Raw genomic sequence first — 23,345 nt, 5'->3', positions numbered from 1 at the left:
CCGGGTATCCGGAAAGGCTACGCAAGCAGCAGTCACAGGTGGTGCGGCACTTGAACAAGTGCAGCACCGAATGCGCAGTACCTAACGAAGACGGTAATAAGCATGAATCTTCACGAGTATCAGGGTAAGCAGCTGTTCGCTGAATACGGCCTGCCAGTTTCCACCGGTTATGCGGTAGACACCCCGGAAGCAGCAGCAGAAGCTTGCGACAAAATCGGCGGCACCGAGTGGGTTGTCAAAGCCCAGGTCCACGCTGGTGGTCGCGGTAAAGCGGGCGGCGTAAAGCTGGTTCGCAGCAAAGAAGACGCCAAAGCCTTCGCACAGCAGTGGCTGGGCAAGCGTCTGGTGACTTACCAGACTGACGCCAATGGTCAGCCAGTCACCAAGATCCTGGTTGAATCGTGCACTGATATCGCTAAAGAGCTGTACCTGGGCGCTGTCGTTGACCGTTCGAGCCGTCGCATCGTGTTCATGGCTTCCACCGAAGGTGGCGTGGACATCGAGAAAATCGCTCACGACACTCCAGAAAAAATTCTGAAAGCCACTATCGATCCACTGGTTGGCGCTCAGCCATTCCAGGGTCGCGAGCTGGCATTCCAGCTGGGTCTGGAAGGCAAGCAGGTTGCTCAGTTCGCCAAGATCTTCGTAGGTCTGGCCAAGCTGTTCAAGGATCACGACCTGGCTCTGCTGGAAGTGAACCCGCTGGTGATCAAGGCTGACGGCGATCTGCATTGCCTCGACGCCAAGATCAACATCGACGCCAACGCCATGTACCGTCAGCCTAAGCTGAAGACTTTCCACGATCCGTCGCAAGACGATCCGCGCGAAGCGCACGCTGCCAAGTTCGAACTGAACTACGTAGCGCTGGAAGGCAACATCGGTTGCATGGTCAACGGTGCTGGCCTGGCCATGGGTACCATGGACATCGTCAACCTGCATGGCGGCAAACCAGCCAACTTCCTCGACGTGGGCGGCGGTGCTACCAAAGAACGCGTTACCGAAGCGTTCAAGATCATCCTGTCCGACACTAACGTCGCTGCAGTACTGGTCAACATCTTCGGCGGCATCGTTCGTTGCGACATGATTGCCGAAGGCATCATCGGCGCTGTGAAAGAAGTCGGCGTGAAAATCCCGGTTGTTGTTCGCCTTGAAGGCAACAACGCTGAGCTGGGCGCTAAAGTACTGGCAGAAAGCGGTTTGAACATCATCGCTGCTACCAGCCTGACCGACGCTGCTCAACAAGTCGTTAAAGCTGCGGAGGGCAAATAATGAGCGTCCTGATCAATAAAGACACCAAAGTTATCTGCCAGGGTATTACCGGTTCGCAAGGTAGTTTCCACACCCAGCAAGCCATCGAGTACGGCACCAAGATGGTTGGTGGTGTAACTCCTGGTAAAGGCGGCACCGAGCACCTGGGTCTGCCAGTGTTCAACACCGTGAAAGACGCTGTAGCTGCCACTGGCGCCACCGCCAGCGTGATCTACGTTCCAGCTCCTTTCTGCAAGGACTCCATCCTGGAAGCAGCATTCGGCGGCATCAAGCTGATCGTTTGCATCACCGAAGGCATTCCTACCCTGGACATGCTGGACGCTAAAGTTAAGTGCGACGAGCTGGGTATCACCCTGATCGGCCCTAACTGCCCAGGCGTGATCACTCCAGGCGAATGCAAGATCGGCATCATGCCAGGTCACATTCACTTGCCAGGCAAGGTCGGTATCGTTTCCCGTTCCGGCACCCTGACCTACGAAGCTGTGAAGCAAACTACTGACGCCGGTTTCGGTCAGTCGACTTGCGTCGGCATCGGTGGTGACCCGATCCCGGGTTCGAACTTCATCGACATCCTGAAGCTGTTCCAGGAAGACCCGAAGACCGAAGCGATCGTGATGATCGGCGAGATCGGCGGTTCGGCTGAAGAAGAAGCGGCTGCCTACATCAAGGCACACGTGACCAAGCCGGTTGTTTCCTACATCGCTGGTGTGACTGCTCCTCCGGGCAAGCGCATGGGCCATGCTGGCGCAATCATCTCTGGCGGCAAAGGCACTGCAGACGAGAAGTTCGCTGCACTGCAAGACGCAGGCGTTAAAACCGTGCGTTCGCTGGCAGACATCGGCAAGGCCCTGGCCGAGCTGACTGGTTGGGCTGTCAAGTAAGCCTCGCGCTTAACTGACGCTTCACCAAACAAAGGCCGCCTTCGGGTGGCCTTTGTCGTTTCTGGATGAATCAAACATCTGTAGGAGCTGGCTTGCTGCGGGCGGCGTTCCGACGATTTCCGCGACGCGGTGTATCAGGCACACCGCCAATCGCCAGCAAGCCGGCTCCTACGCAGACCGTGAACATTACGTATGAAAACGCGACACGAAAATGTCGCAGATCGGATAGTTCGCCCTCTAACAGTGCGTTTGTCGCTTAAATTCGTTAGGCTAGCCGCCATTTTTGCGTCCGCGTCCCACAAGGAAGCTTCGCGCTAAAGGGTCGGTCCTATACGGGTCGACAGCATTTCCCTCACCCATAAGGGAAATCCCTCTCTAAATTCCGATTCAGTAGTGTGGTATTTCCTTAATGAAAGTGTTGAAAGGCCAGGACATCCTGGCACTTGGTTTTATGACGTTTGCCCTGTTCGTCGGGGCTGGCAACATCATCTTCCCGCCTATCGTCGGTTTGCAGTCCGGGCCTCATGTCTGGATGGCGGCGCTGGGCTTTCTGATCACCGCGGTCGGTCTGCCGGTGATCACTGTCGTTGCCCTGGCCAAAGTCGGTGGCGCGATGGATGCCTTGAGCAGCCCGATCGGCAAAGTCGCCGGTGGCTTGCTGGCCGCTGCGTGCTACCTCGCCGTTGGCCCGCTGTTCGCGACGCCGCGCACCGCGACCGTATCGTTCGAAGTGGGCCTGGCGCCGCTGACCGGCGAAAGCCCGCTGGCGCTGTTCCTCTATAGCTCGGTGTACTTCCTGCTGGTGTTCTTCATCTCGCTCTACCCGGGTCGTTTGCTGGACACCGTAGGACGTTTCCTCGCACCGCTGAAGATTATCGCCCTGGCTGCTCTCGGCATTGCCGCGTTCGCGTTGCCGGCCGGTGATATCGGCGTGGCGACGCCCGAGTATGTCGCGGCGCCATTCTCCCAGGGCTTCATCAATGGTTACCTGACCATGGATACCCTGGGCGCGCTGGTGTTCGGCATCGTTATCGTCAACGCCATCCGTTCCCGTGGCGTGGACTCTCCGGCGCTGATCACCCGTTACGCGATCATTGCCGGGCTGATTGCCGGCGTCGGTCTGGCGCTGGTGTACGTCAGCCTGTTTCGCCTCGGTTCGGGCAGCCATGAAGTGGCCGCCGGTGCGACCAACGGCGCGGCGGTGTTGCACGCCTACGTTCAACACACATTCGGCTCCTTGGGCAGTGGTTTCCTCGCCGTGCTGATTTCGTTGGCCTGCCTGGTCACAGCGGTCGGTCTGACGTGTGCCTGTGCTGAATACTTCAGCCGTGTGCTGCCACTGTCCTACAAGACCTTGGTCATCATCCTCGCTGCGTTCTCCCTGCTGGTGTCCAACCTGGGCCTCACCAAGCTGATCGCGTTCTCGATCCCGGTCCTCACCGCGATCTACCCGCCGTGCATCGCGCTGGTCGCCCTGAGCTTCTGCAAGGACTTCTGGCATGAGCAGGGCCGCATCGTCGGTCCGGTGATGTTGGTGTCGTTCATCTTCGGTCTGATCGACGCGCTCAAGGGCGCAGGCCTGGCGGACTGGATGCCGACGCAATTGGCGCATTTGCCGTTGAGCGAACAAGGCCTCGCGTGGCTGGTGCCGTCGGTCATGACTCTGGTGGTCGCGGTGGTTTGCGATCGCATGCTGGGCAAGCGCGAAGAAGCGCTGGCTTAAGGCGTATCACGGCCCGCCATAAGCGAGCCTTGAGCGAACATGGAAATGCCCCGTATCAATAGATACGGGGCATTTTTTATGCGCGTGAGGCAGTGTCTTTTTTTGTCAGCTAACGTCGAAGCACTGCAAATCCCATGTGGGAGCGAGCCTGCTCGCGATAGCGGTAGATCAGTCAGCATCCGTGTTGAATGTAAATCCGTCATCGTCGGAACGCCGCCCGGAGCCGGCTCGCTCCCGCAAAGGTTTCGGTGTTTAGCCTCTATATCACAAGGACCTGCATGTCGTTCATCCACGCCAACCTGATCCACATTCTTGCCGCCATCTGGTTTGTCATCTGCTGGGGCGGCTACACCCGTTATGCGACGTGGAAGGGCCGCGACACTGCGTGCCTGGCCAGTGTGTTGCACCTGTACCGCGAAGACTGGATGCGCCGCATGCTGCTGCGAGACAACCGCATCGCCGATGCCAGTGTGATCGGCAATCTGGAGCGCAACGCTTCGTTCTTCGCCTCCAGCACGCTGATTATCCTGGCCGGTATTCTCACCGTGCTCGGTGCGTCGGAACGGGCGGTGTCATTGCTGGCGGACATCCCGATGGTGCAACAGGCCTCCCAGGGCATGTCGGAGATCAAGTTGCTGTGTCTGGCGCTGGTGTTTGTGTATGCGTTCTTCACGTTCAGCTGGTGCATGCGTCAGTACAACTTCGCTGCGATTTTGGTGGGGTCGGCCCCCATGGTCGGCGAGCGGCATGTTTCCGAGCTGGAGCGTAAAGCCTTTGCCGCACGGGCGGCGCGTGTCATCTCCATGGCCGCCAACCAGTTCAACTTCGGCCTGCGTTCCTATTACTTCGGCATGACCATGTTGGCGTGGTTCGTCAGCCCCTGGTTGTTCATGCTGATGAGCGCTGGCGTGGTGCTGGTGCTGTATCGCCGGGAGTTTCATTCCGACGTTCTCGACGTGATGGTCTATACCCCTACAGAGGCGCCATTGCCCGAGGCGAACCGAGAGGCCGCTTGATGAGTATTCCGTTCTGGTGTGTGTTTATCAGTGCCTTGCTGATCTATGTGGCCCGCATGCCGGTGGCCAGGGCCATGAAAGAGCAGGGCGGTTACGACAATCATCTGCCGCGCCAGCAACAGGCACAACTCACAGGGTTTGGCGCCCGCGCAGTGGCAGCTCATCAGAACTGTTTTGAGGCGTTTATATTGTTTGCCGTGGGGGTGTTGATGGCGCACACCACGCAAACGGCGGGGTGGCTGATCGACTCGCTGGCGATCATCTTCGTAATCGCGCGCATTATCTATTTGTTGTGCTATTGGGGGGATCTTGCCTGGCAGCGCAGTTTGGTCTGGTTTGTCGGTTTGGTGTGCTCGCTGTTGCTGATGATCAGCCCGACGTTCAGAACACTGTTGTTATAACGAAGGAACCGATCACTTTGCGGGGTATTTAGATCAGTGGGCGTCAGCTGGATGACGATGTAACATCCGGCTTCGGTTTCTCATGGAAGGCAGTTCTTGAACGGATTTCAAACGTGTCAGCCTCCACACCGCCGACTCGGCTGGTGGATATGGGCTCTAATGGCAGGGAGTGCGTTAGCGCAGGCCTCGCCATTCGTCGTGCCCGAGGCCAAGCGCTTCGGCGATTTCCTGATTGGTCCCAATAAAGAAAGTTTTTATGGCCCCGGGACGCAGTATTCCATCGTGTTTCGTTCGCAGGGCTACTGGCCCCTCGGCGCCCGGGAAGTCAACGGTGTGCGGCCGATCAAGGCGTTGAGCGAAGGTCAACCGATGCTCTTGGTAGTCACTTCGGGCTACGACGGTGTCGGTACGCTGCTCATTGGTGTGCAAAATGGTGCGCCCTTGGCGCGTATATTAAGCCCGCTCAAAGATAAGAAGTTTCCTGACTGGGGCGTACCGCAACCAGGGCGTGAGGAGGTTTTGCTGTTCGCCGAGTCCGGCCGTGCGCTGGATACCCACACTGGCGAGGTGCTGTGGTTCGACACCAGGTTCAAGGCCAAGGAATACGGGCCTTGGGGGACACTGATGTCAGTGTCCCCGGATAATCGGCTGGCGGCGTACCTGACATCCAGACAAATATTGGTGGCCGGACGTGAGGACGGCCTCGACGCTGCCTATCAGCTACCGGCCGATGCCAACGTCGGTGAATTGGCCGACATTTCCAAGGCCGCATACGTCCAGGCGGTTCAAGCACACAAGGATGGCGTGCCAAGCATGGACAACCACCGTCTGGACAGGGATATGACTATTGCCTGGTTCGCCAAGCGCTTCCACTGGAAGGCCAAAAACGGCACCTGGGAGCTGGTCGGTCGTGGCCTGGGTCCCGCATTGCCTCTTTCCGAGCGCTAAGCCTGATGAAAAATTCACCAGTGGGTTGTGGAGTCTTGCTGTTGATCAGTATCGCGGTGTCGCTTGGGGGCTGCGTCAGTGACAATGGCGCGAGCAACAGGGAGTTCTTGTCCGAAAATCTGGACGCAAGCCAGGCGTTGCTGACGTTTGACGTCGAGTTTGCGGTTCCCCCGGATTACAAGCCATCCCAACGGCAGTTTTATGCCGATGACCGCATCACTTACAGCGGTTTCCCTCATATCGAGGTTCCTTATTTCCAGAAAGGCCTGGATGCCAGCACGGGCCTGACCGGGCTGCCCTACGTGCTACCGATTCCCTATCCGGTGCCCAAGATCGAGACCGGGCGTAGCGAGTTCAAGGTGTTTGGTCAGCGACTGGACGAACAGCACTATCGTTTCGTGGTGCCGCGCAAATCCATGTGGAATAGCGGCAACACCTTCGCGTTGTTGTTTCAGCGTCGTGAACGGCATGAAATCATCACCTTTCACTTCAATACGCAGACGTCCTGCGCATCGACATTGAGCGTGATAACGCCGGAATACGGTTATGCGCTATCCGTCAGTGCACGGTTTAAAAACGAGACGGGCTGTTTGAAAGTGTGTGATGGTCGGCCGGGCTATTCCGGTGATTGTGCCTTTCAGCCGCCGCCAACTAGCGGCGGATAAAGTTGCTCTAATGGTAAATGACAGGCAAAAGAAAACCCGCACTTGGCGGGTTTTCTTTATCACGCTAAAAACTGTTTTAGTTTTTAGGTGCTTCTTTTGCTGCAGCTGCATCCGATTCAGCCTGAGCTTTGGCAGCTTCGGCGTTTTCTTTCGCAGCGTCGTTCACTTTATCCTGAGCTTTGCTCATGTCTTGTTGAGCTTGCTCAGCATGTTTGTCGGCTTCTTGAGCTTTGTCCTCGGATTTTTTATCGCAGGCAGCGAGACCGAGGGAAGCGGTCAACATCAAGGCAATAGCTAAAGTCTTACGCATGGGGTGTTTCTCCTTATGGAAAATATCTATCTGGCCTTTCGAGCGTGGATATCAGGGTTAAGTTCCTCAATTCGTTCAGATATATAAGATTATTCCTACGGGAACTTTTACGAATACACCTAATACAATCTCCGAGTACTAAGAAGAGTGTTTACCACATGGCCGAAAACCCCGTTTTTGAGCGCGCGACGCGATTCCTTTCGGCGCTCAGGCATTGCCAGGTACTTGGTTTGCGCGTTCACAGCGCCAGCAGTGATGGGTTGACGGTCATCCTGCCGTACAGCCCGCAAATTGTCGGCAATCCGCAAACCGGCGTGATCCATGGCGGGGCATTGACCTCCCTGATGGACACCGCGTGCGGCATGGCCACACTCTGCGTGCTGCCCGAATTCGAAGTCTGCCCGACCCTCGACCTGCGCATCGACTACATGCATGCCGCCGAACCGCATAAGGACGTCTATGGTTTTGCCCAGTGCTACCGGGTCACTACCGACGTGATCTTCGCCCGTGGCTTTGCTTATCAGGACGATCCCGAGCAGCCCATCGCCCATGTCGTCGGCACGTTCATGCGCATGGGCAAGGGCGTCAAAGGCACCAAAGGGTTTGGTGGCGCCATCGCCGGAGGTGCGAAATGACCGACAACTTCAAGGAACAACTACAACAGGCCCATGAGCAGGGCGACTATGCCTCGCTGCTGCATCTGATTCCCTACGCCAAACTGATCGGTGTTGAGTGTTCGCGGGTGGGGGATGACCTGCTGTTTCGCCTGCCGGCGAACAAGGACAACATTGGTAACCCTTTACTGCCGGCGATTCACGGCGGTGTCATTGCCGGGTTCATGGAGCTGTCCGCCGCCTTGCACCTGCTGATTTTTACCGGTTCACCGGGTGTGCCGAAGATCATCGATTTTTCCCTCGACTACCTGCGCGCCGGACAGTTTCGCGATACGTGGGCGCGCTGCCAGGTGTGCCGTCAGGGGCGGCGTGTCGCAAACGTGGCAGTGACCGCCTGGCAAAGCACCGAATCCGAACCCATCGCCACGGCCCGCGCCCACTTCAAAATCGATGAGCCCTTGAAATCCTGATCCGAGCCCCCAACTTTGATGACAACCCGCCGCCGACTCTCTAGGTCGCGGCCACTGCCATCTGATTGGAGTTTGATGACCATGAGTGTGGAAACTCAAAAGGAAACCCTGGGCTTCCAGACCGAGGTGAAGCAGCTGCTGCACCTCATGATCCATTCGCTGTATTCCAACAAGGAAATCTTCCTTCGCGAATTGATCTCGAACGCCTCTGACGCTGTCGACAAATTACGTTTCGAAGCCCTGTCCAAGCCTGAGTTGCTGGAAGGTGGCGCCGAACTGAAAATCCGTGTGAGCTTCGACAAGGACGCTAAAACCGTCACCCTCGAAGACAACGGCATCGGCATGAGCCGTGAAGATGCGATCACCCACCTGGGCACCATCGCCAAATCCGGCACCGCCGATTTCATGAAACACCTGACGGGCGATCAGAAAAAGGATTCGCACCTGATCGGTCAGTTCGGCGTGGGTTTCTACTCTGCCTTCATCGTCGCCGACAAAGTCGACGTGTTCAGCCGTCGTGCCGGTGCTGCTGCCAGCGAAGGCGTGCACTGGTCGTCGAAGGGCGAAGGTAATTTCGAAGTTGCCACCGTCGAGAAAGCCGATCGTGGTACTCGCATCGTCCTGCACCTGAAGTCCGGTGAAGACGAGTTCGCCGATGGCTGGCGTCTGCGCAACATCATCAAGAAGTACTCCGACCACATCGCTTTGCCGATCGAGTTGCCGAAAGAAGTGGCAGCCGCAGAAGGCGAAGAGAAGCCAGCTGTTGAGTGGGAAACCGTCAACCGCGCCAGCGCCCTGTGGACCCGTCCTCGTACCGAAATCAAGGACGAGGAATACCAGGAGTTCTACAAGCACATCGCTCACGATTTCGAGAACCCGCTGAGCTGGAGCCACAACAAGGTCGAAGGCAAGCTCGAATACACCTCGCTGCTCTACGTGCCGACCCGCGCTCCGTTCGACCTGTACCAGCGCGAAGCGCCGAAAGGCCTGAAGCTGTACGTGCAGCGTGTGTTCGTCATGGACCAGGCCGATTCGTTCCTGCCGCTGTACCTGCGCTTCATCAAGGGCGTGGTCGATTCCAATGACCTGTCGCTGAACGTGTCGCGGGAAATCCTGCAGAAAGACCCGATCATCGACTCCATGAAGTCGGCGCTGACCAAGCGCGTGCTGGACATGCTGGAAAAACTGGCGAAGAACGAGCCTGAGCAATACAAAGGCTTCTGGAAGAACTTCGGTCAGGTCATGAAAGAAGGCCCGGCAGAAGACTTCGCCAACAAAGAGAAAATCGCTGGCCTGCTGCGTTTTGCGTCCACTCAGGGCGAAGAAGGCGAGCAGGTTGTGGGTCTGGCCGACTACCTGGCTCGCGCCAAGGAAGGTCAGGACAAGATTTACTACCTGACCGGCGAAACCTACGCGCAAGTCAAAAACAGCCCGCACCTGGAAGTCTTCCGCAAGAAAGGCATCGAAGTGCTGCTGCTGACCGACCGCATCGACGAGTGGCTGATGAGCTACCTCAACGACTTCGACGGCAAGAGCTTTGTCGACGTGGCGCGCGGTGATCTCGACCTGGGCAACCTGGATTCGGAAGAAGACAAGAAAGCCGCGGAAGAAGTCGCCAAGTCCAAAGAAGGTCTGGTTGAGCGTCTGAAAACTGCGCTGGGCGAATCCGTGGCTGAAGTACGGGTTTCCCATCGTCTGACCGATTCCCCGGCGATTCTGGCCATCGGCGAGCAGGACCTGGGCCTGCAAATGCGTCAGATCCTGGAAGCCAGCGGTCAGAAGGTTCCGGATTCGAAGCCGATCTTCGAATTCAACCCGGCGCACCCGCTGATCGAGAAGCTCGACAACGAGCAGAGCGACGAGCGCTTCGGCGACCTGTCGCACATTCTCTTCGATCAGGCGGCCCTGGCGGCCGGCGACAGCTTGAAAGACCCGGCCGCGTATGTGCGCCGTCTCAACAAGCTGCTGGTTGAACTGTCGGTTTAACGACGTTGTAAAAAAACCCGCTTCGGCGGGTTTTTTTATGACCTGAAATTTTTTGGCTGTGAACCCGATCCTGTAGGAGCCGGCTTGCTGGCGATGGCGATTTCGACGCCGCCATCGCCAGCAAGCCGGCTCCTACAGTAGACCGCATTCCAATGTGGGAACAGTGATTGCACTCGGTCTACTGTAGGAGTGAGCCTGCTCGCGATGGCGGCGGCAATAACGCCACAAATCTCAAGGCAGCTCAATACGCTCAACTTCCCCCGGCACCGTCGGCCAATCCCCGGCCGCCCAGCGTCGCCGCGCTTCGTCGATAGCCGCCGGATCGCTCGCCACAAAATTCCAGTTGATCCGTCGCGGTCCATCCAGCGGCGCGCCGCCAAACAACACCGCATGACAGTCGCTCTCGGCAAACAGCGTCATTTCTTCCCCGGCCGGCAGCACCACTAGCGAGTACGGCTCTATCGGCTCGCCATCGAGCTGCGCCTCACCGCTCAACACGTACAGCGCCCGTTCTTCATGCTCGGTGGGAATCAGCAGCGTGGTTGCTGTCTGCAGGTTCAGTTCCGCGTACAGCGTAGGAGAAAGCACCGGCACTGGCGATTCCAGGCAAAAGCCTGACCCGGCGATCATCCGGATCTTCACGCCAAGGTTATCGCTGACCGGCAACGTGGCTGCGGGGTGATGGCTGTAGTGCCCTGGGCCTTGCTCGTGATCCTTGGGCGATGCCAGCCAGATCTGCAAGCCGTGCATCGTGAAACCGCTGGCCTTCAGGGCTTCGGGCGTGCGCTCGACATGGGCAATGGCACTGCCAGCGGTCATCCAGCTGACGTCGCCGGCCTCCACCACCTGATCGGAACCGAGGCTGTCCTTGTGCTGGATTTTTCCTTCGAACAAGTAGGTAAGGGTCGACAGGCCGATGTGCGGGTGCTGACGGATGTTCATGCCTTTGCCTGCTGGATAGCGGGTTTCCAGCATGTGGTCGAAAAACACAAAAGGCCCGACGCTGCGGCATTTGGCTGATGGCAACGGGCGAAGAATCGGTTGGCCTTCGACATCTTCGGCGCGGGGGCGAATCACGAGCGGAGTGTTCATGGTGCATTCCAGGCTGAGCGGGTGACGCGTGGAGCATAACCCGCTTGCCCGAGCCTTGCCGCTATTGGCTGAACGCGCCTTCGGAGAGGTGGGTTTCGATGCTGACTTCGCTGGTGGTCATCAGCTTGTGGACTGGGCAGCGGTCGGCCACGCGGTGCAACTCATCGCGCTGGGCGTCGGTGAGCACGCCCTTGAGGGTCAGTTTGACGTGCAGGGTGTATTTGCCTTTTTGCTCCTGGCTGTTGTCGCGCTTGACCTCCACGCCAACACCGGTCAGCGGGATGCCTTTCTTCTTCGCGTAGAGCTTCAGGGTCAGGGCCTTGCAAGCGCCCAGCGCTGCATCGAAGTAGTCGTGCGGCTCAGGCGCCGAGCCATCGCCACCGGACGATGTCGGCACATCGGCGAAGAGTTCGTGGTCATCGATTTGTACGCTGTGGCGGAAGCCTTCGGCGGAAACGGTATTGACGGTGACTGTCATGGGAAACCTCGGCAGTAGGAAAAGTCATTCGATCAAAAAAGACCTTGAAGGTATAGAGCATTCCTTCTTTGACGCGTTCCACTTTCTTGCCTTCGTAGCCCTGGTTCTTGCTTCGGTGCGAAGGCTGCGTGTCAGGGGGGGGGAGGGTGTACATATCCGTTTCTGCGGTAATGGCTGATATTGGTTTCGCTCTTACAGCGAGTCACTTGCAGAAGCGCCAAGTAACCAAGCGCTCTTGCCCCTTTCGTTCGGTGGCTCGCTAATGCTCGCCATGCCCTCGCTCCGGTCCTGCTCCGTGGGCCCGCCGCCATCGGCCATCCATGGTCGGGGGCGGCTAACCCGGCATCCATGCCGGGTTGCCCACTGCGCAGAACCTGCGCTCGGCCTCTCGAGGGGGCGACTACCGCCACAGCCGCCGAGGCGGCCTGAAAGCCGACCTGGCTCATTTTGCGTACGCGTTCCCTCATTCCGGATATGTACACCAATCCCCTGTAGGAGCCGGCTTGCTGGCGATGGCGTCCGCCCAGTCAATAAATTTGTCGATAGACACACCGCTATCGCCAGCAAGCCGGCTCCTACACGGGATTGGGTTCACACGATTCAAAATTGTAGGAGCCAGCTTGCTGGCGATGGACGTCAACGATGACGCGGGGTGTCTGAATGAACGCGTTGCCCAGACGCTTTTCGCCAGCAAGCCGGCTCCTACAGGGAATCGCGTGCGCTTTTGATTTTCACCACTCATCAGGCCGAGCGTTAGCTCGCCTTCAGCTTTTGATCTTGAGGTACACGCCCCCTCGAGAGGCCGAGTGGAGGTTCTGCGCAGTGGGCAACCCGGCATGGATGCCGGGTTAGCCGCCCCCGGCCATGGATGGCCGATGGCGGCAGGCCCACGGAGCAGGACCGGAGCGAGGGTATGCCGAGCCACGGCGAGGCACCGAACGAAAGGGGCAAGAGCGTTTGGTTACTTGGCGCTTCTCCAAGTGACTCGCTGTAAAAGCGAAACCAATGGCAGCCGTAACCGCAGGAATGGATATGTACGCCACCAAAACCTCATAGCCTGACACGCAGCCTTCGCCGGCAAACCGGTCTCGCTCCTAAAGGTTTGAGCCGCTACTTTTTCAAGGCAAAAAAAAAGCCCCGCATTGGCGGGGCTTTTTCGTATCACTGCGGATCAGCTGCCTTTGACAGCCTTGCCGTTGACCTTGCCGTCCAGGAGCATGATGTTGTACTCCTTGCCGTCGGTCTCGACCTGTTGCAGGCGAACCAGCAGGTAATCCCAATCCTTGGCGAACCACAGCACGGTGATGCGCTTGCTTTGTGTCGGGTCGCGCACGCGCTCGACCTTGATCGCGTCGATCTGGCCAGCCTTGGTGTCGACTTTTTCCGAACCCAGCACACGGAAGTCATAAGTATCGACTTCACCATCATCGACCACCTGATAGCTCATGCTTTTCTTGCCGGCGGCCACGTCATGCTGCAGGGCCAACTGGTAAGTGGATTTGTCGACCATGCCGCGGTTGAGCGGGATCTTGACCGCGTCGCCGCGATCGGTGCCGGTGACCATTTTGGTGGTCCAGTCGAAATCCAGGTCAGCCTTCTTGGCTTTGCCCAGGCCACCGCGTTCAAAGTGGTAGGACTGTGGCAGCAGGGTGTCCTTGTCCAGGGTCAGGGTGCTTTCTTCGGTCAGGCTGGCAATCATCATCGATGCCTTGAAGCTGAGCTTCCAGACGCCGTTGGCTTCCTTGGTCAGGCTGCGCTCGGCGGTGCCGCTCATGGGCAGCTGCTTCCAGTCGGCGGTGTAGCTGGCGGAGAAGGGTTGAAGTTCCGCAGCCTGCGCGAAAGGCAGGGCAAGCAGAGCGCAAGCGAAGAGCAGGGCGCGACGCATAAAATCTCCTAGGTTCGAATCAAGTGGCCACTGGCCGCGAGTAACTTGCCATCCAGTAAAGCACCTTGTTCACCGAGTGATAAGCGACCTTCTGCAAACCAGCGTACGGCCATCGGGTAGATCAGGTGTTCCTGGGTATGAACTCGCTGCGCCAGACTCTGCGGCGAATCGTGCAACTCTACCGGTATTACTGCCTGTACGACCAGTGGTCCGCCATCGAGTTCCTCGGTGACAAAGTGCACGGAACAGCCGTGTTCAGTATCGCCGGCCTCCAGCGCGCGCTGATGAGTGTGTAACCCTTTGTATTTGGGCAGCAGCGAGGGATGGATGTTGAGCAGGCGACCCGCGTAGTGGCGCACGAAGTCAGCGCTGAGGATGCGCATGAAACCGGCCAGGACCACGAGTTTGGGATTGAAAGCGTCGATCAGTTCGATCAGCGCGGCATCGAAGGCTTCGCGGCCTTCGAAAGCCTTGTGATCCAGGGAGCGGGTGTCGATACCCGCGTCCCTGGCGCGTTGCAGGCCGTAGGCGTCGGCGCGGTTGGAAATCACCGCAGCGATGCGGACCGGGCTGTCGCCGGTCCGCGTGCTGTCGATCAAGGCCTGCAAGTTACTGCCGGTGCCGGACAACAGCACCACCACATCACAGGTGACGGACATTAATGAGCCTTGAGGTTCTTTAGTTCTACCTGGGCCGCGCCTTCGGCAGCGGTGGCGATCTGACCGATGACCCAAGGCTGCTCGCCAGCTTCACGCAGTACGTTCAGCGCGGTTTCAACGTGCTCTTGAGCCACGCAGATCACCATGCCGACGCCGCAGTTCAGTACGCGGTGCATTTCGTTTTCGTCGACGTTGCCTTTCTCTTGCAGCCAGTCGAACACGGCAGGGCGGTTCCAGCTCGCCACGTCAACCACCGCTTGAGCGCCTTTTGGCAGTACACGCGGGATGTTGTCCAGCAGGCCGCCACCGGTGATGTGGGCCATGGCTTTGACCGCGCCGGTTTCCTTGATCAGCTTCAACAGCGGCTTCACGTAGATGCGGGTCGGGGCCATCAGTAGGTCGGTCAGCGGTTTGCCGTCGAGCTGGATGTTTTCGATGTCGGCACCCGACACTTCGATGATCTTGCGGATCAGCGAGTAGCCGTTGGAGTGCGGGCCGGAAGACGGCAGGGCGAGCAGGGCATCGCCGGCAGCGACTTTCGAACCGTCGATGATTTCGGATTTTTCCACGACGCCGACGCAGAAACCGGCCAGGTCGTAGTCTTCGCCTTCGTACATGCCAGGCATTTCAGCGGTTTCGCCGCCGACCAGGGAGCAGCCGGACAGTTCGCAGCCTGCGCCGATACCGGTCACGACCTGGGTCGCGGTTTCGACGTTGAGTTTGCCGGTGGCGTAGTAGTCGAGGAAGAACAACGGCTCGGCGCCGCAGACCACCAGGTCGTTCACGCACATGGCGACCAGGTCGATGCCGATGCTGTCGTGTTTGTTCAGGTTCAGCGCCAGGCGCAACTTGGTGCCGACGCCGTCGGTGCCGGAAACCAGCACAGGCTGCTTGTAGCCGGCCGGGATTTCGCAGAGGGCGCCGAAACCGCCCAGGCCGCCCATGACTTCCGGGCGCGCAGTGCGCTTGGCGACGCTCTTGATGCGTTCGACCAATGCTTCACCGGCGTCGATGTCTACACCGGCGTCCTTGTAGCTCAGGGAGGGTTGCTTGCTCATGATCCAGGCCTTTAGGGGGGATTCAGGGGTAACGACCGGGTCCAGTGGGACTGTCGGAACAGACGAAGGCGAGTGCCATGCGCGCTATTCCGACACTGCCCGGCTGTTGCCGGTCTGCGAAGGCGCGCGATTTTATCAGGCTTGAGGGGCAGCGGCCATCCTCAGGCCGACAGCAGGGGCATATCGATACAAAAAAACCGTGATTGCCCGTGTTGGTCACCTCCCGCTTGGCTGTATAAGGTATCGCGATTAACCGTCTATCGTTATGGCAGTGCGAAAAACTTAACCGGGACGTGTGAATGTTTTGCGTCGGGCGATGGTCACAGCCTTGCTCGATTGTCTTCATGCGGTCAGTTCCAGCCGCTCTTGTCGTCAGGAATCCTCCATGCGTTTTTTCAGATCATTGTTTGTGGGTTGTTTGTCCCTGGTCAGCCTGGCGAGTCATGCTGAAACCGTAAAAGGCCTTTATCAGGTGCGCGAGCCAGTCACCAGTCAGGCGCCTGAAGAGCGCGATCAAGCCACCCAGCGTGCGCTCGACACGCTGGTATTGCGCCTGACCGGCGACCCCAGGGCGGCGCAAAGTCCGGGGTTGGCGGCCGTCCGCAAGGACCCGCAGCAGATCATCAGTCAGTACGGCTTCGACGCCGGCCCGCCGGAAGTGCTGAAAGTCGATTTCGACCCGGCCTCCACCGAACAGGCGTTGCGCCGTGCCGGGCTGTCGCTGTGGGGGGCGAACCGGCCGTCGATCCTCAGTTGGTGGTTGAATGATTCCGCCGAAGGTTCGAGCCTGGTCGGTGATGGCCAGGCCGCTGCTGCACCGCTGCGTCGTGCCGCACAACATCGTGGTCTGCCGCTGCGTCTGCCATTGGCGGACTTGAGTGAACAATTGGTCGCCACTGCACCGAATCTGGAAGGTACGGATGCAGCGCCACTGCGCGGTGCATCGGAGCGTTACAACGCCGATGCCCTGCTGGCCGTGCATGCCCGGGAAGAGGGCGGTCAGTGGCAGGCCAAATGGCATTTGTGGCTGGGCGATCAGAAGGAGGCGGGCAGCGTGCAGGGCGCGGATCAGGCCGCTGTGGCTGACGCGGTGCTGCTGGCGGTCAGTCAGCGTCTGGCGCCACGGTTTGTGGTCAAGCCAGGTGCTTCGGGTGAGCAACTGCTGGAAGTGCAAGGCATGAACCTGGAGCACTATGCAACGCTCGGGCGTTTGCTTGAGCCGTTCGGCGCGCGTCTGCAAAGTGTTGACGGTAACCGTATTCTCTACCGGGTCAATGGCAGCGCCGAGCAGTTGCGCTCGCAGTTGTCGCTGGCGAAGTTGCAGGAGGTTCCGGCGGGTGAGGCACCGGCTCCGACGGCGCCTGTCCAGCCGGTGGTCCAGGGAGCGGCGCCCGCTGTTGCGCCAACGCCTGCACCGGTGCCGCAACTGCGTTTCCGTTGGTAAGGTTTTCTTTCTTTATATAGATGCATATGGAGTGGTACATGGCCGATACGCGGCGTTGGTTCTGGTTGGGTGGAGTGGTTCTGCTCTGCGCGTTTATCTGGCTGTTGCATCCGATTCTGACGCCGTTCCTGGTGGCGCTGCTGTTGGCCTACTTGTTCGACCCGCTGGTGGATCGCCTGGAAAAGGCCGGGCTCTCTCGGACGTGGGGCGTGGTGGCGGTGTTCGCGTTGTTCTCTTTGATTTTCACCGCGTTGTTGCTGGTGCTGGTGCCGATGCTTGCCAAGCAGTTGTTCCGCTTATATGAACTGGCGCCACAGATGCTCGACTGGTTGCAGCACACTGCATTGCCGTGGGCGCAATCGAAGTTCGGGTTATCGGAGGGTTTCTGGAAATTCGACAAACTCAAGGCGGCAATCAGCGAACACATGGGCCAGACCACCGACATTGTCGGCGTGGTGTTGAGTCAGGCGACCGCTTCCGGCCTCGCGTTGATCGGTTGGCTGGCCAATCTGGTGCTGATCCCGGTGGTGAGCTTTTACCTGCTGCGGGACTGGGACGTGATGATGGCCAAGATCCGCAGCCTGTTGCCCCGCGATCGCGAAGAGCGCGTCGTGATTCTGGCCGGCGAATGCCATGAAGTGCTGGGGGCGTTCGTACGCGGGCAACTGCTGGTCATGGTGGCGCTGGGTATGATCTATTCGGCGGGCCTGATGCTGGTAGGGCTCGAGCTGGGGTTGCTGATCGGGATGATCGCCGGTCTGGCGGCGATTGTGCCGTACATGGGGTTTGTCATCGGGATTGGCGCGGCGTTGATTGCCGGCCTGTTCCAGTTTGGTGGCGACCTGTACCCGATGATTGGCATCGTTGCGGTGTTCATGGTCGGCCAGGCGCTGGAAGGCATGGTGCTGACGCCGTTGCTGGTGGGCGACCGGATCGGCCTGCATCCGGTGGCGGTGATCTTTGCGATTTTGGCCGGCGGTGAACTGTTCGGTTTTACCGGCGTGCTGCTGGCGCTCCCGGTGGCGGCGGTGATCATGGTGCTGGTGCGCCATGTGCATGATTTGTATAAAGATTCTGATATCTACAGTGGCGTCGATGAACCTGAGCTGTAAGGTTCGCTGATGGCCCGTCGCGGGCGGCCTGGTTCAGTGCCAGGCTGACCCGTATCCCTTGCGTGGCTGTCACATGCGCCGCCAAAGAATCAGTCATAAAACCGGTGCGATAACGCAAACCTTTGATTTTGCTTATGGTCTGTCGCATTGTGCGGTCAGCGTCACGGGTATAAACTTCGCAAACTTTACACAGAGGCCACTAACGGTTCCTTTGGAACTGTTCAGTCAGCATGAAACCGATTCAGCTGCCCCTAGGTGTGCGTCTGCGTGATGACGCTACCTTTATCAATTACTACCCAGGCGCCAATGCCGCTGCACTCGGCTATGTCGAGCGGCTTTGCGAAGCCGACGCCGGCTGGACCGAAAGCCTGATTTATCTCTGGGGCAAGGACGGGGTAGGGCGTACGCATCTGCTGCAGGCGGCCTGTCTGCGCTTTGAGCAGTTGGGGGAGCCGGCGGTGTACTTGCCGTTGGCCGAGCTGCTGGATCGCGGTATCGAAATCCTCGACAACCTCGAACAATACGAACTGGTCTGCCTCGACGACTTGCAAGCGGTTGCCGGGCGCGCGGATTGGGAAGAGGCGTTGTTCCATCTGTTCAATCGCCTGCGTGACAGCGGTCGGCGTTTGCTGATTGCGGCATCGACCTCGCCGCGCGAATTGCCGGTGAAGCTGGCGGATCTGAAATCCCGCCTGACCCTGGCGCTGATCTTCCAGATGCGACCGCTGTCCGACGAAGACAAATTGCGTGCCTTGCAACTGCGTGCATCTCGCCGCGGCCTGCACCTGACCGACGAAGTCGGGCATTTTATTTTGACTCGCGGTACTCGCAGCATGAGCGCTCTGTTCGAGCTGCTTGAGCGTCTCGATCAGGCCTCCCTTCAAGCTCAGCGCAAGCTGACCATTCCGTTCCTGAAAGAAACGTTGGGCTGGTAAGGCCCAGGTTTTTCAGGGGTTGCGGCATATTTCAGGCGCCACAAAATCCGCTTTCCTGCATGGGGCAGGCTGCGCGAGCGTCTAAATGGGGCTTAAGCGCTTAGATGTAAACGCGAAACCAAGAAGTCACATAAAGTTCGATTGAATTTGCAAATGAGGTTGATAGCGGGCATAGTCTCGGCTTCTTTACAACTATCAGCCACGGTCGTGCCCATGCTAAATCGCTTCGCACCCCTCGTGCCTCTCGCACTCGTCACCCTGTTGTTCGGTTGCGCTGCTCACTCTCCAGTGTCCCAGCAAGAGCAACAACAGCAGGTTAAAAATTCAGTTACTGCGCAATCTTCTTCCGTTCTTTTCCAGGAAGAGCTGGCCACCGATAAAGAACTGGCAGACTTCGCCGACGGCAAGTCCTACCAGCTTCCGGTTCTGGCCGACAGCATCCTCGAGCGTGGCATGTCCCTGATCGGTACCCGTTACCGTTTCGGCGGCACCTCCGAGGCTGGCTTCGATTGCAGCGGCTTCATCGGTTACCTGTTTCGTGAAGAGGCCGGCATGAACCTGCCGCGCTCCACTCGCGAAATGATCAACGTTGACGCGCCACTGGTTTCCCGTAGCGCGCTCAAGCCGGGCGATCTGCTGTTCTTCGCCACCAATGGTCGCCGCGGTCGTGTCAGTCACGCCGGGATCTACCTGGGTGACAACCAGTTCATCCACTCCAGCAGCCGCAAAAGCGGTGGTGTCCGGGTCGATAGCCTGGGCGACAGCTACTGGAGCAAAACCTTCATCGAAGCCAAGCGCGCACTCGCGATGGCCCCGACCGTGGTCACTGCACGCAAGTAATTGTCTAGCCTGTCGCCACATCAGTGGCGGCAACGGCCTCTCTGCAACAGAGTAGTCGGACAGTTTGTAAGGCGAACTTAAAGTCTTACTTGAAGTTTGCCGCGTACCCGCTAGAATCCTGATCTATTATTGATGGCAAACCGCCTGCGTCCTGCGCAGGCGGTTTTCTTTTCTGCCTTTCCGGTGGAAAAAGCCGCAGCCAGATCAGGATGTTCTGCTTATGACGATGTCGGCCCGCCTCGCACTCATGTTCTTCGCAGCGCTGCTCAGTGCCTGCGCCAGCCGCACACCGCCACCTGCGCCGGTGGTTCGCACACCCATTGTCTTCGGCTCCGCGCAACCCTTTTCGCCTGAGGCGGAAGACGTGTTGTTTCGCGCCTTGGGCCTCGTGGGCACGCCTTATCGCTGGGGCGGCAATACGCCAGATTCCGGGTTCGATTGCAGTGGTCTGATCGGTTATGTCTACCGTGACGTGACGGGTATTTCCCTGCCACGCACCACGCGCGAGATGATCAGCATGCAGGCAGCCAATGTCGGCAAGGAAGGCTTGCAAACCGGCGACCTGGTTTTCTTCGCCACCAATGGCGGCTCCCAGGTCAGCCATGCCGGGATCTACGTTGGCGAAGGTCGCTTCGTCCATGCGCCAGCCACTGGCGGCACGGTGAAGCTCGACAGCTTGTCCAAAGCGTATTGGCAGAAAGCTTACCTGAGCGCCAAGCGAGTTCTGCAACCCGAGCATTTGGCGCGTAACCCCTAGTTCGCAGAGGTCGTCATGACCGCCCGCACACTCAATCTCGACGATTCCCTGTATCAATACATGCTCGACGTTTCCCTTAGGGAAACGCCGCTACTCAAGCGTTTGCGCGATGAAACCCAGGCGCTGCCGATGGCGCGCTGGCAGGTGGCGCCGGAGCAGGGGCAGTTTCTCGCATTGCTGGTGAAACTCACCGGCGCGAGGCGTTTGCTGGAAGTCGGCACCTTCACCGGTTACAGCGCGTTGTGCATGGCGGCGGCATTGCCGGATGACGGTTCGTTGATTTGTTGTGATATCCCCGGCGACTACAACGCCACGGCGCTCCGTTACTGGCAGGAAGCGGGCGTTGCCGAAAGAATTGACCTGCGCCTGGCGCCCGCGCTGGAAACCCTGGCCCGGCTGGATCAGCCAGGGCAATTCGATTTGATTTTCATTGATGCCGACAAGGCCAACTATCCGGCCTACCTGGAGCACGCGCTGCGTCTGCTGCGCGTCGGTGGCCTGGCGGTGTTCGATAACACCCTGTGGAGCGGCCGGGTGCTGGAGCCGAATCCCGAAAGCGCAGACACCCGCGCTATCCAGGCGCTCAATCGCGCCTTGAAGGATGACTCGCGTGTGGATCTGTCGTTGTTGCCGCTGGGCGATGGATTAACCCTCTGCCGCAAGCGGTAAACGCTGATCCCTGTGGGAGCGAGCCTGCTCGCGATAAGGGCAGTACATCCAACATTGATGTTGCCTGATGCACCGCTATCGCGAGCAAGCTTGCTCCTACAGGGTATGTGTGTGGCGCAGTTACTTGGTTGCCGACACCCGCCACACCTTATTCCCCACATCATCCGCCACCAGCAAATCACCCTGCTGATCAATCACCACACCCACCGGCCGGCCCATGGCTTTTTCCTCGTCATTGAGGAAGCCCGTGAGCACATCAACCGGGCTTCCGTTCGGTTTGCCGGCACTGAACGGCACGAAAATCACTTTGTAACCACTGTGCGGCTTGCGGTTCCATGAACCATGCTGGCCAATGAACGCGCCTTCCTTGAATTGCACTGGCAGCCTGTTGCCTTCAGCGAACGTCAGGCCCAGTGAGGCGGTATGCGGGCCGACCGCGTAGTCCGGAGCAATGGCCTTGGCCACCAGGTCCGGGTTTTGCGGCTCGACGCGAATGTCGACGTGCTGGCCGTAATAACTGTAAGGCCAGCCATAGAACCCGCCGTCCTTGACCGAGGTGATGTAGTCCGGCACCAGGTCGCTGCCGATTTCATCCCGCTCGTTGACCGCCGTCCACAACGCGCCGCTCCGCGGTTCCCAGGCCATGCCGTTGGGGTTGCGCAGGCCCGAGGCGAAAATCCGATGCTTGCCGGTGGCGCGATCCACTTCCCAGATCGCCGCGCGACCTTCTTCCTTATCCATGCCGTTTTCGGCGACGTTGCTGTTGGAACCCACCGTGACGTACAGCTTGCTGCCGTCCTTGCTGGCGATCACGTTTTTGGTCCAGTGGTGATTCAGCGTACCGCCCGGCAGATCAACCACTTTGATCGGCGGCGACTTGATGGTCGTGGCGCCGTCCTCGTAGTGAAATCGCAGCAAGCGGTCCGTGTCGGCGACATACAGGTCATTGCCGACCAGGGTCATGCCGAAGGGCGAATTGAGGTTTTCCAGAAACACCGTGCGAGTTTCGGCGATACCGTCGTGGTCCTTGTCGCGCAGCAACGTGATGCGGTTCGGGCTCGGGACGCCGGCACCGGCGCGGCCCATGGCTTTCTTCATGACCCAGCCTCTAATGCCTTTGCCATCATCGGGTTTGGGCGGCGCATTGGTTTCGGCGACGAGCACGTCGCCGTTCGGCAGCACGTACAGCCAGCGTGGGTGATCGAGGTTTTCAGCAAATGCCGCCACGTGCGTTCCCGCTGCCGCCGTGGGTTTCGCTCCGTTCGGCCAGCCGATTGCCGGGGCGATGTTGACTGTCGGGATCAGGGTTTTATTCGGTTCTGGCAGTCGAGGGGACGGGCCGGTGCCGTCGGAGACTTGCAGGGTGGAGGTCTCGCTGCAGGCAGCGAGCCCTCCTGTGAGGGCGATGACGAGAACGAGCAGGGGCTTGTGCATGCTGATCTTCCCTATAAATGCAGTGACCTGATCAATAGAGAAGTGCAAACCCGCGATGGTTCAACCGGTCAGCCGCGGGCTTCCTTGAACAGTACGGCGATGCCGGGATGATAGTTGCCCGCTTCGTTGCGCAACTTGCGGTAGGCGTAGGGGAGATACCAGGCGACCGCGCAGCTGTGTTCCTTTTGCAGGTCGTCGACCATGTCCTGAAGTTCTTCCGGAGTGGCGCCGTGCTGGGCCTTTTGCGGGGCGACGAACAGGCAGCCGAGTTTCAGGTCGCCGGCGTAGCTGATGCGTCTGGCGTCGCTGGTGATATCGGCCAGGGCCTGCGTCAGGTTCAAGCTGTTGACCCGTGGCCAGCGTTGCGTGGCCTGGAGGTAGGCGCGTTCTTCGCTGCTGGCGATGAACAGGTCGGCGCGGGCGTTGCGTTCGCCTTCCTCGTTTTGTTTGCGGGTGGGTGTGTTCTGCAGCGTGACCATTTCCGCCATCCACGCGGCAGCCGAGAGCAAGCCGAGGTTGGCTTTTTCGTCGTACCAGTAAGGCGTGTCGTTATCACCGCGCACCGCGTTGTAGCGGTCGATACAGTCAAACCAGCGCTCCAGCACCGGGCGCAGGAATTCCAGCTTCGGATTGCTGATGGTCATGCCTTGCATGTGGCTCACCCTTGTTATTGTGTTGTCAGGTTGTGGCGCTTTGATA

Annotated in this window: 24 protein-coding genes; 16 read left to right on the top strand and 8 right to left on the bottom strand. The window is 58.9% G+C overall.

From position 1 onward, the window contains the following. Positions 1-102 precede the first annotated feature (102 nt). From sucC to IB254_RS08420, 7 genes are all read left to right on the top strand, one after another. On the top strand, positions 103-1,269 hold the full coding sequence (sucC, locus tag IB254_RS08450) for an ADP-forming succinate--CoA ligase subunit beta (RefSeq protein ID WP_007898980.1): 1,167 nt from the start codon (positions 103-105) through the stop codon (positions 1,267-1,269). Next, on the top strand, positions 1,269-2,150 hold the full coding sequence (gene sucD, locus IB254_RS08445) for a succinate--CoA ligase subunit alpha (protein WP_008032672.1): 882 nt from the start codon (positions 1,269-1,271) through the stop codon (positions 2,148-2,150). The genes sucC and sucD overlap by 1 nt, the downstream gene beginning before the upstream one ends. A gap of 409 nt (positions 2,151-2,559) precedes the next feature. Further along, entirely contained in the window at positions 2,560-3,873 is a 1,314-nt protein-coding gene (gene brnQ / locus IB254_RS08440) for a branched-chain amino acid transport system II carrier protein (RefSeq protein WP_192417000.1), read from the top strand. A 278-nt stretch (positions 3,874-4,151) separates the two neighbouring features. Continuing rightward, entirely contained in the window at positions 4,152-4,889 is a 738-nt protein-coding gene (locus tag IB254_RS08435) for a DUF599 domain-containing protein (RefSeq protein ID WP_192416999.1), read from the top strand. Continuing rightward, positions 4,889-5,290, top strand: coding sequence for an MAPEG family protein (locus IB254_RS08430; protein WP_008032677.1), 402 nt, complete (start codon positions 4,889-4,891; stop codon positions 5,288-5,290). The genes IB254_RS08435 and IB254_RS08430 overlap by 1 nt, the downstream gene beginning before the upstream one ends. 159 nt (positions 5,291-5,449) lie before the next feature. Next, positions 5,450-6,238: a hypothetical protein gene (locus tag IB254_RS08425; RefSeq protein WP_192416998.1), complete on the top strand. Its 789-nt coding sequence runs from the start codon at positions 5,450-5,452 to the stop codon at positions 6,236-6,238. Between the two features lie 41 nt (positions 6,239-6,279). Beyond that, positions 6,280-6,903, top strand: coding sequence for a hypothetical protein (locus tag IB254_RS08420; RefSeq protein WP_225602285.1), 624 nt, complete (start codon positions 6,280-6,282; stop codon positions 6,901-6,903). A 76-nt stretch (positions 6,904-6,979) separates the two neighbouring features. On the opposite strand, the gene IB254_RS08415 is transcribed toward IB254_RS08420, so the two are convergent. Further along, positions 6,980-7,213 (bottom strand): hypothetical protein, encoded by a 234-nt coding sequence (locus IB254_RS08415; RefSeq protein ID WP_008039236.1) that lies wholly within the window; start codon positions 7,211-7,213, stop codon positions 6,980-6,982. A 158-nt stretch (positions 7,214-7,371) separates the two neighbouring features. Here IB254_RS08415 and IB254_RS08410 point away from each other — a divergent pair, with 158 nt between their 5' ends. The 3 genes from IB254_RS08410 (at position 7,372) to htpG (ending at position 10,283) form a co-directional block, all read left to right on the top strand. Next, positions 7,372-7,848: a PaaI family thioesterase gene (locus IB254_RS08410; protein WP_008032683.1), complete on the top strand. Its 477-nt coding sequence runs from the start codon at positions 7,372-7,374 to the stop codon at positions 7,846-7,848. Then, positions 7,845-8,297, top strand: a complete 453-nt coding sequence (locus IB254_RS08405) for a PaaI family thioesterase (protein WP_008039225.1) — start codon at positions 7,845-7,847, stop codon at positions 8,295-8,297. Before IB254_RS08410 ends, IB254_RS08405 begins: the two co-directional genes overlap by 4 nt. Positions 8,298-8,378: 81 nt before the next feature. Then, complete coding sequence (htpG, locus tag IB254_RS08400) at positions 8,379-10,283, top strand: molecular chaperone HtpG (protein ID WP_192416996.1); 1,905 nt, start codon at positions 8,379-8,381, stop codon at positions 10,281-10,283. Between the two features lie 231 nt (positions 10,284-10,514). Here htpG and IB254_RS08395 read toward each other — a convergent pair whose 3' ends face one another. The 5 genes from IB254_RS08395 to purM form a co-directional block, all read right to left on the bottom strand. After that, complete coding sequence (locus tag IB254_RS08395) at positions 10,515-11,375, bottom strand: pirin family protein (RefSeq protein ID WP_192416995.1); 861 nt, start codon at positions 11,373-11,375, stop codon at positions 10,515-10,517. 61 nt (positions 11,376-11,436) lie between these two features. Continuing rightward, on the bottom strand, positions 11,437-11,853 hold the full coding sequence (locus tag IB254_RS08390; RefSeq protein ID WP_192416994.1) for an OsmC family protein: 417 nt from the start codon (positions 11,851-11,853) through the stop codon (positions 11,437-11,439). A 1,171-nt stretch (positions 11,854-13,024) separates the two neighbouring features. Next, positions 13,025-13,738, bottom strand: coding sequence for a DUF3108 domain-containing protein (locus tag IB254_RS08385; RefSeq protein ID WP_008039220.1), 714 nt, complete (start codon positions 13,736-13,738; stop codon positions 13,025-13,027). 8 nt (positions 13,739-13,746) lie between these two features. Beyond that, a complete protein-coding gene (gene purN, locus IB254_RS08380; RefSeq protein WP_008039219.1) occupies positions 13,747-14,397 on the bottom strand; it encodes a phosphoribosylglycinamide formyltransferase in 651 nt (216 codons plus the stop codon). Continuing rightward, positions 14,397-15,455, bottom strand: coding sequence for a phosphoribosylformylglycinamidine cyclo-ligase (purM, locus tag IB254_RS08375; RefSeq protein WP_008033526.1), 1,059 nt, complete (start codon positions 15,453-15,455; stop codon positions 14,397-14,399). The genes purN and purM overlap by 1 nt, the downstream gene beginning before the upstream one ends. Positions 15,456-15,840: 385 nt before the next feature. Between purM and IB254_RS08370 the strand changes: the two genes are divergently transcribed. The 6 genes from IB254_RS08370 (at position 15,841) to IB254_RS08345 (ending at position 21,212) form a co-directional block, all read left to right on the top strand. Continuing rightward, complete coding sequence (locus IB254_RS08370; protein ID WP_192416993.1) at positions 15,841-16,899, top strand: DUF2066 domain-containing protein; 1,059 nt, start codon at positions 15,841-15,843, stop codon at positions 16,897-16,899. Between the two features lie 38 nt (positions 16,900-16,937). Beyond that, positions 16,938-18,011, top strand: coding sequence for an AI-2E family transporter (locus IB254_RS08365; RefSeq protein WP_192416992.1), 1,074 nt, complete (start codon positions 16,938-16,940; stop codon positions 18,009-18,011). A gap of 230 nt (positions 18,012-18,241) precedes the next feature. Next, positions 18,242-18,946, top strand: coding sequence for a DnaA regulatory inactivator Hda (hda, locus tag IB254_RS08360; protein ID WP_008033543.1), 705 nt, complete (start codon positions 18,242-18,244; stop codon positions 18,944-18,946). A gap of 213 nt (positions 18,947-19,159) precedes the next feature. Continuing rightward, complete coding sequence (locus IB254_RS08355) at positions 19,160-19,786, top strand: C40 family peptidase (protein ID WP_008033546.1); 627 nt, start codon at positions 19,160-19,162, stop codon at positions 19,784-19,786. 220 nt (positions 19,787-20,006) lie between these two features. Continuing rightward, on the top strand, positions 20,007-20,543 hold the full coding sequence (locus tag IB254_RS08350; protein ID WP_192416991.1) for a C40 family peptidase: 537 nt from the start codon (positions 20,007-20,009) through the stop codon (positions 20,541-20,543). A gap of 15 nt (positions 20,544-20,558) precedes the next feature. Next, positions 20,559-21,212, top strand: a complete 654-nt coding sequence (locus tag IB254_RS08345; RefSeq protein WP_192416990.1) for a class I SAM-dependent methyltransferase — start codon at positions 20,559-20,561, stop codon at positions 21,210-21,212. A gap of 120 nt (positions 21,213-21,332) precedes the next feature. On the opposite strand, the gene IB254_RS08340 is transcribed toward IB254_RS08345, so the two are convergent. Then, complete coding sequence (locus IB254_RS08340; protein WP_192416989.1) at positions 21,333-22,646, bottom strand: PQQ-dependent sugar dehydrogenase; 1,314 nt, start codon at positions 22,644-22,646, stop codon at positions 21,333-21,335. Between the two features lie 68 nt (positions 22,647-22,714). Further along, the gene (locus IB254_RS08335) at positions 22,715-23,299 is read right to left on the bottom strand and encodes a hypothetical protein (RefSeq protein ID WP_192416988.1); all 585 of its coding nucleotides are present in this window, start codon (positions 23,297-23,299) and stop codon (positions 22,715-22,717) included. Positions 23,300-23,345 lie beyond the last annotated feature (46 nt).

This window comes from Pseudomonas sp. PDM03 (assembly GCF_014852385.1).
Classification (GTDB): Bacteria; Pseudomonadota; Gammaproteobacteria; order Pseudomonadales; family Pseudomonadaceae; genus Aquipseudomonas; species Aquipseudomonas migulae.
Note: the sequence above shows the minus strand (reverse complement) of the source record. Positions and strands in the feature narration are given on the sequence as shown.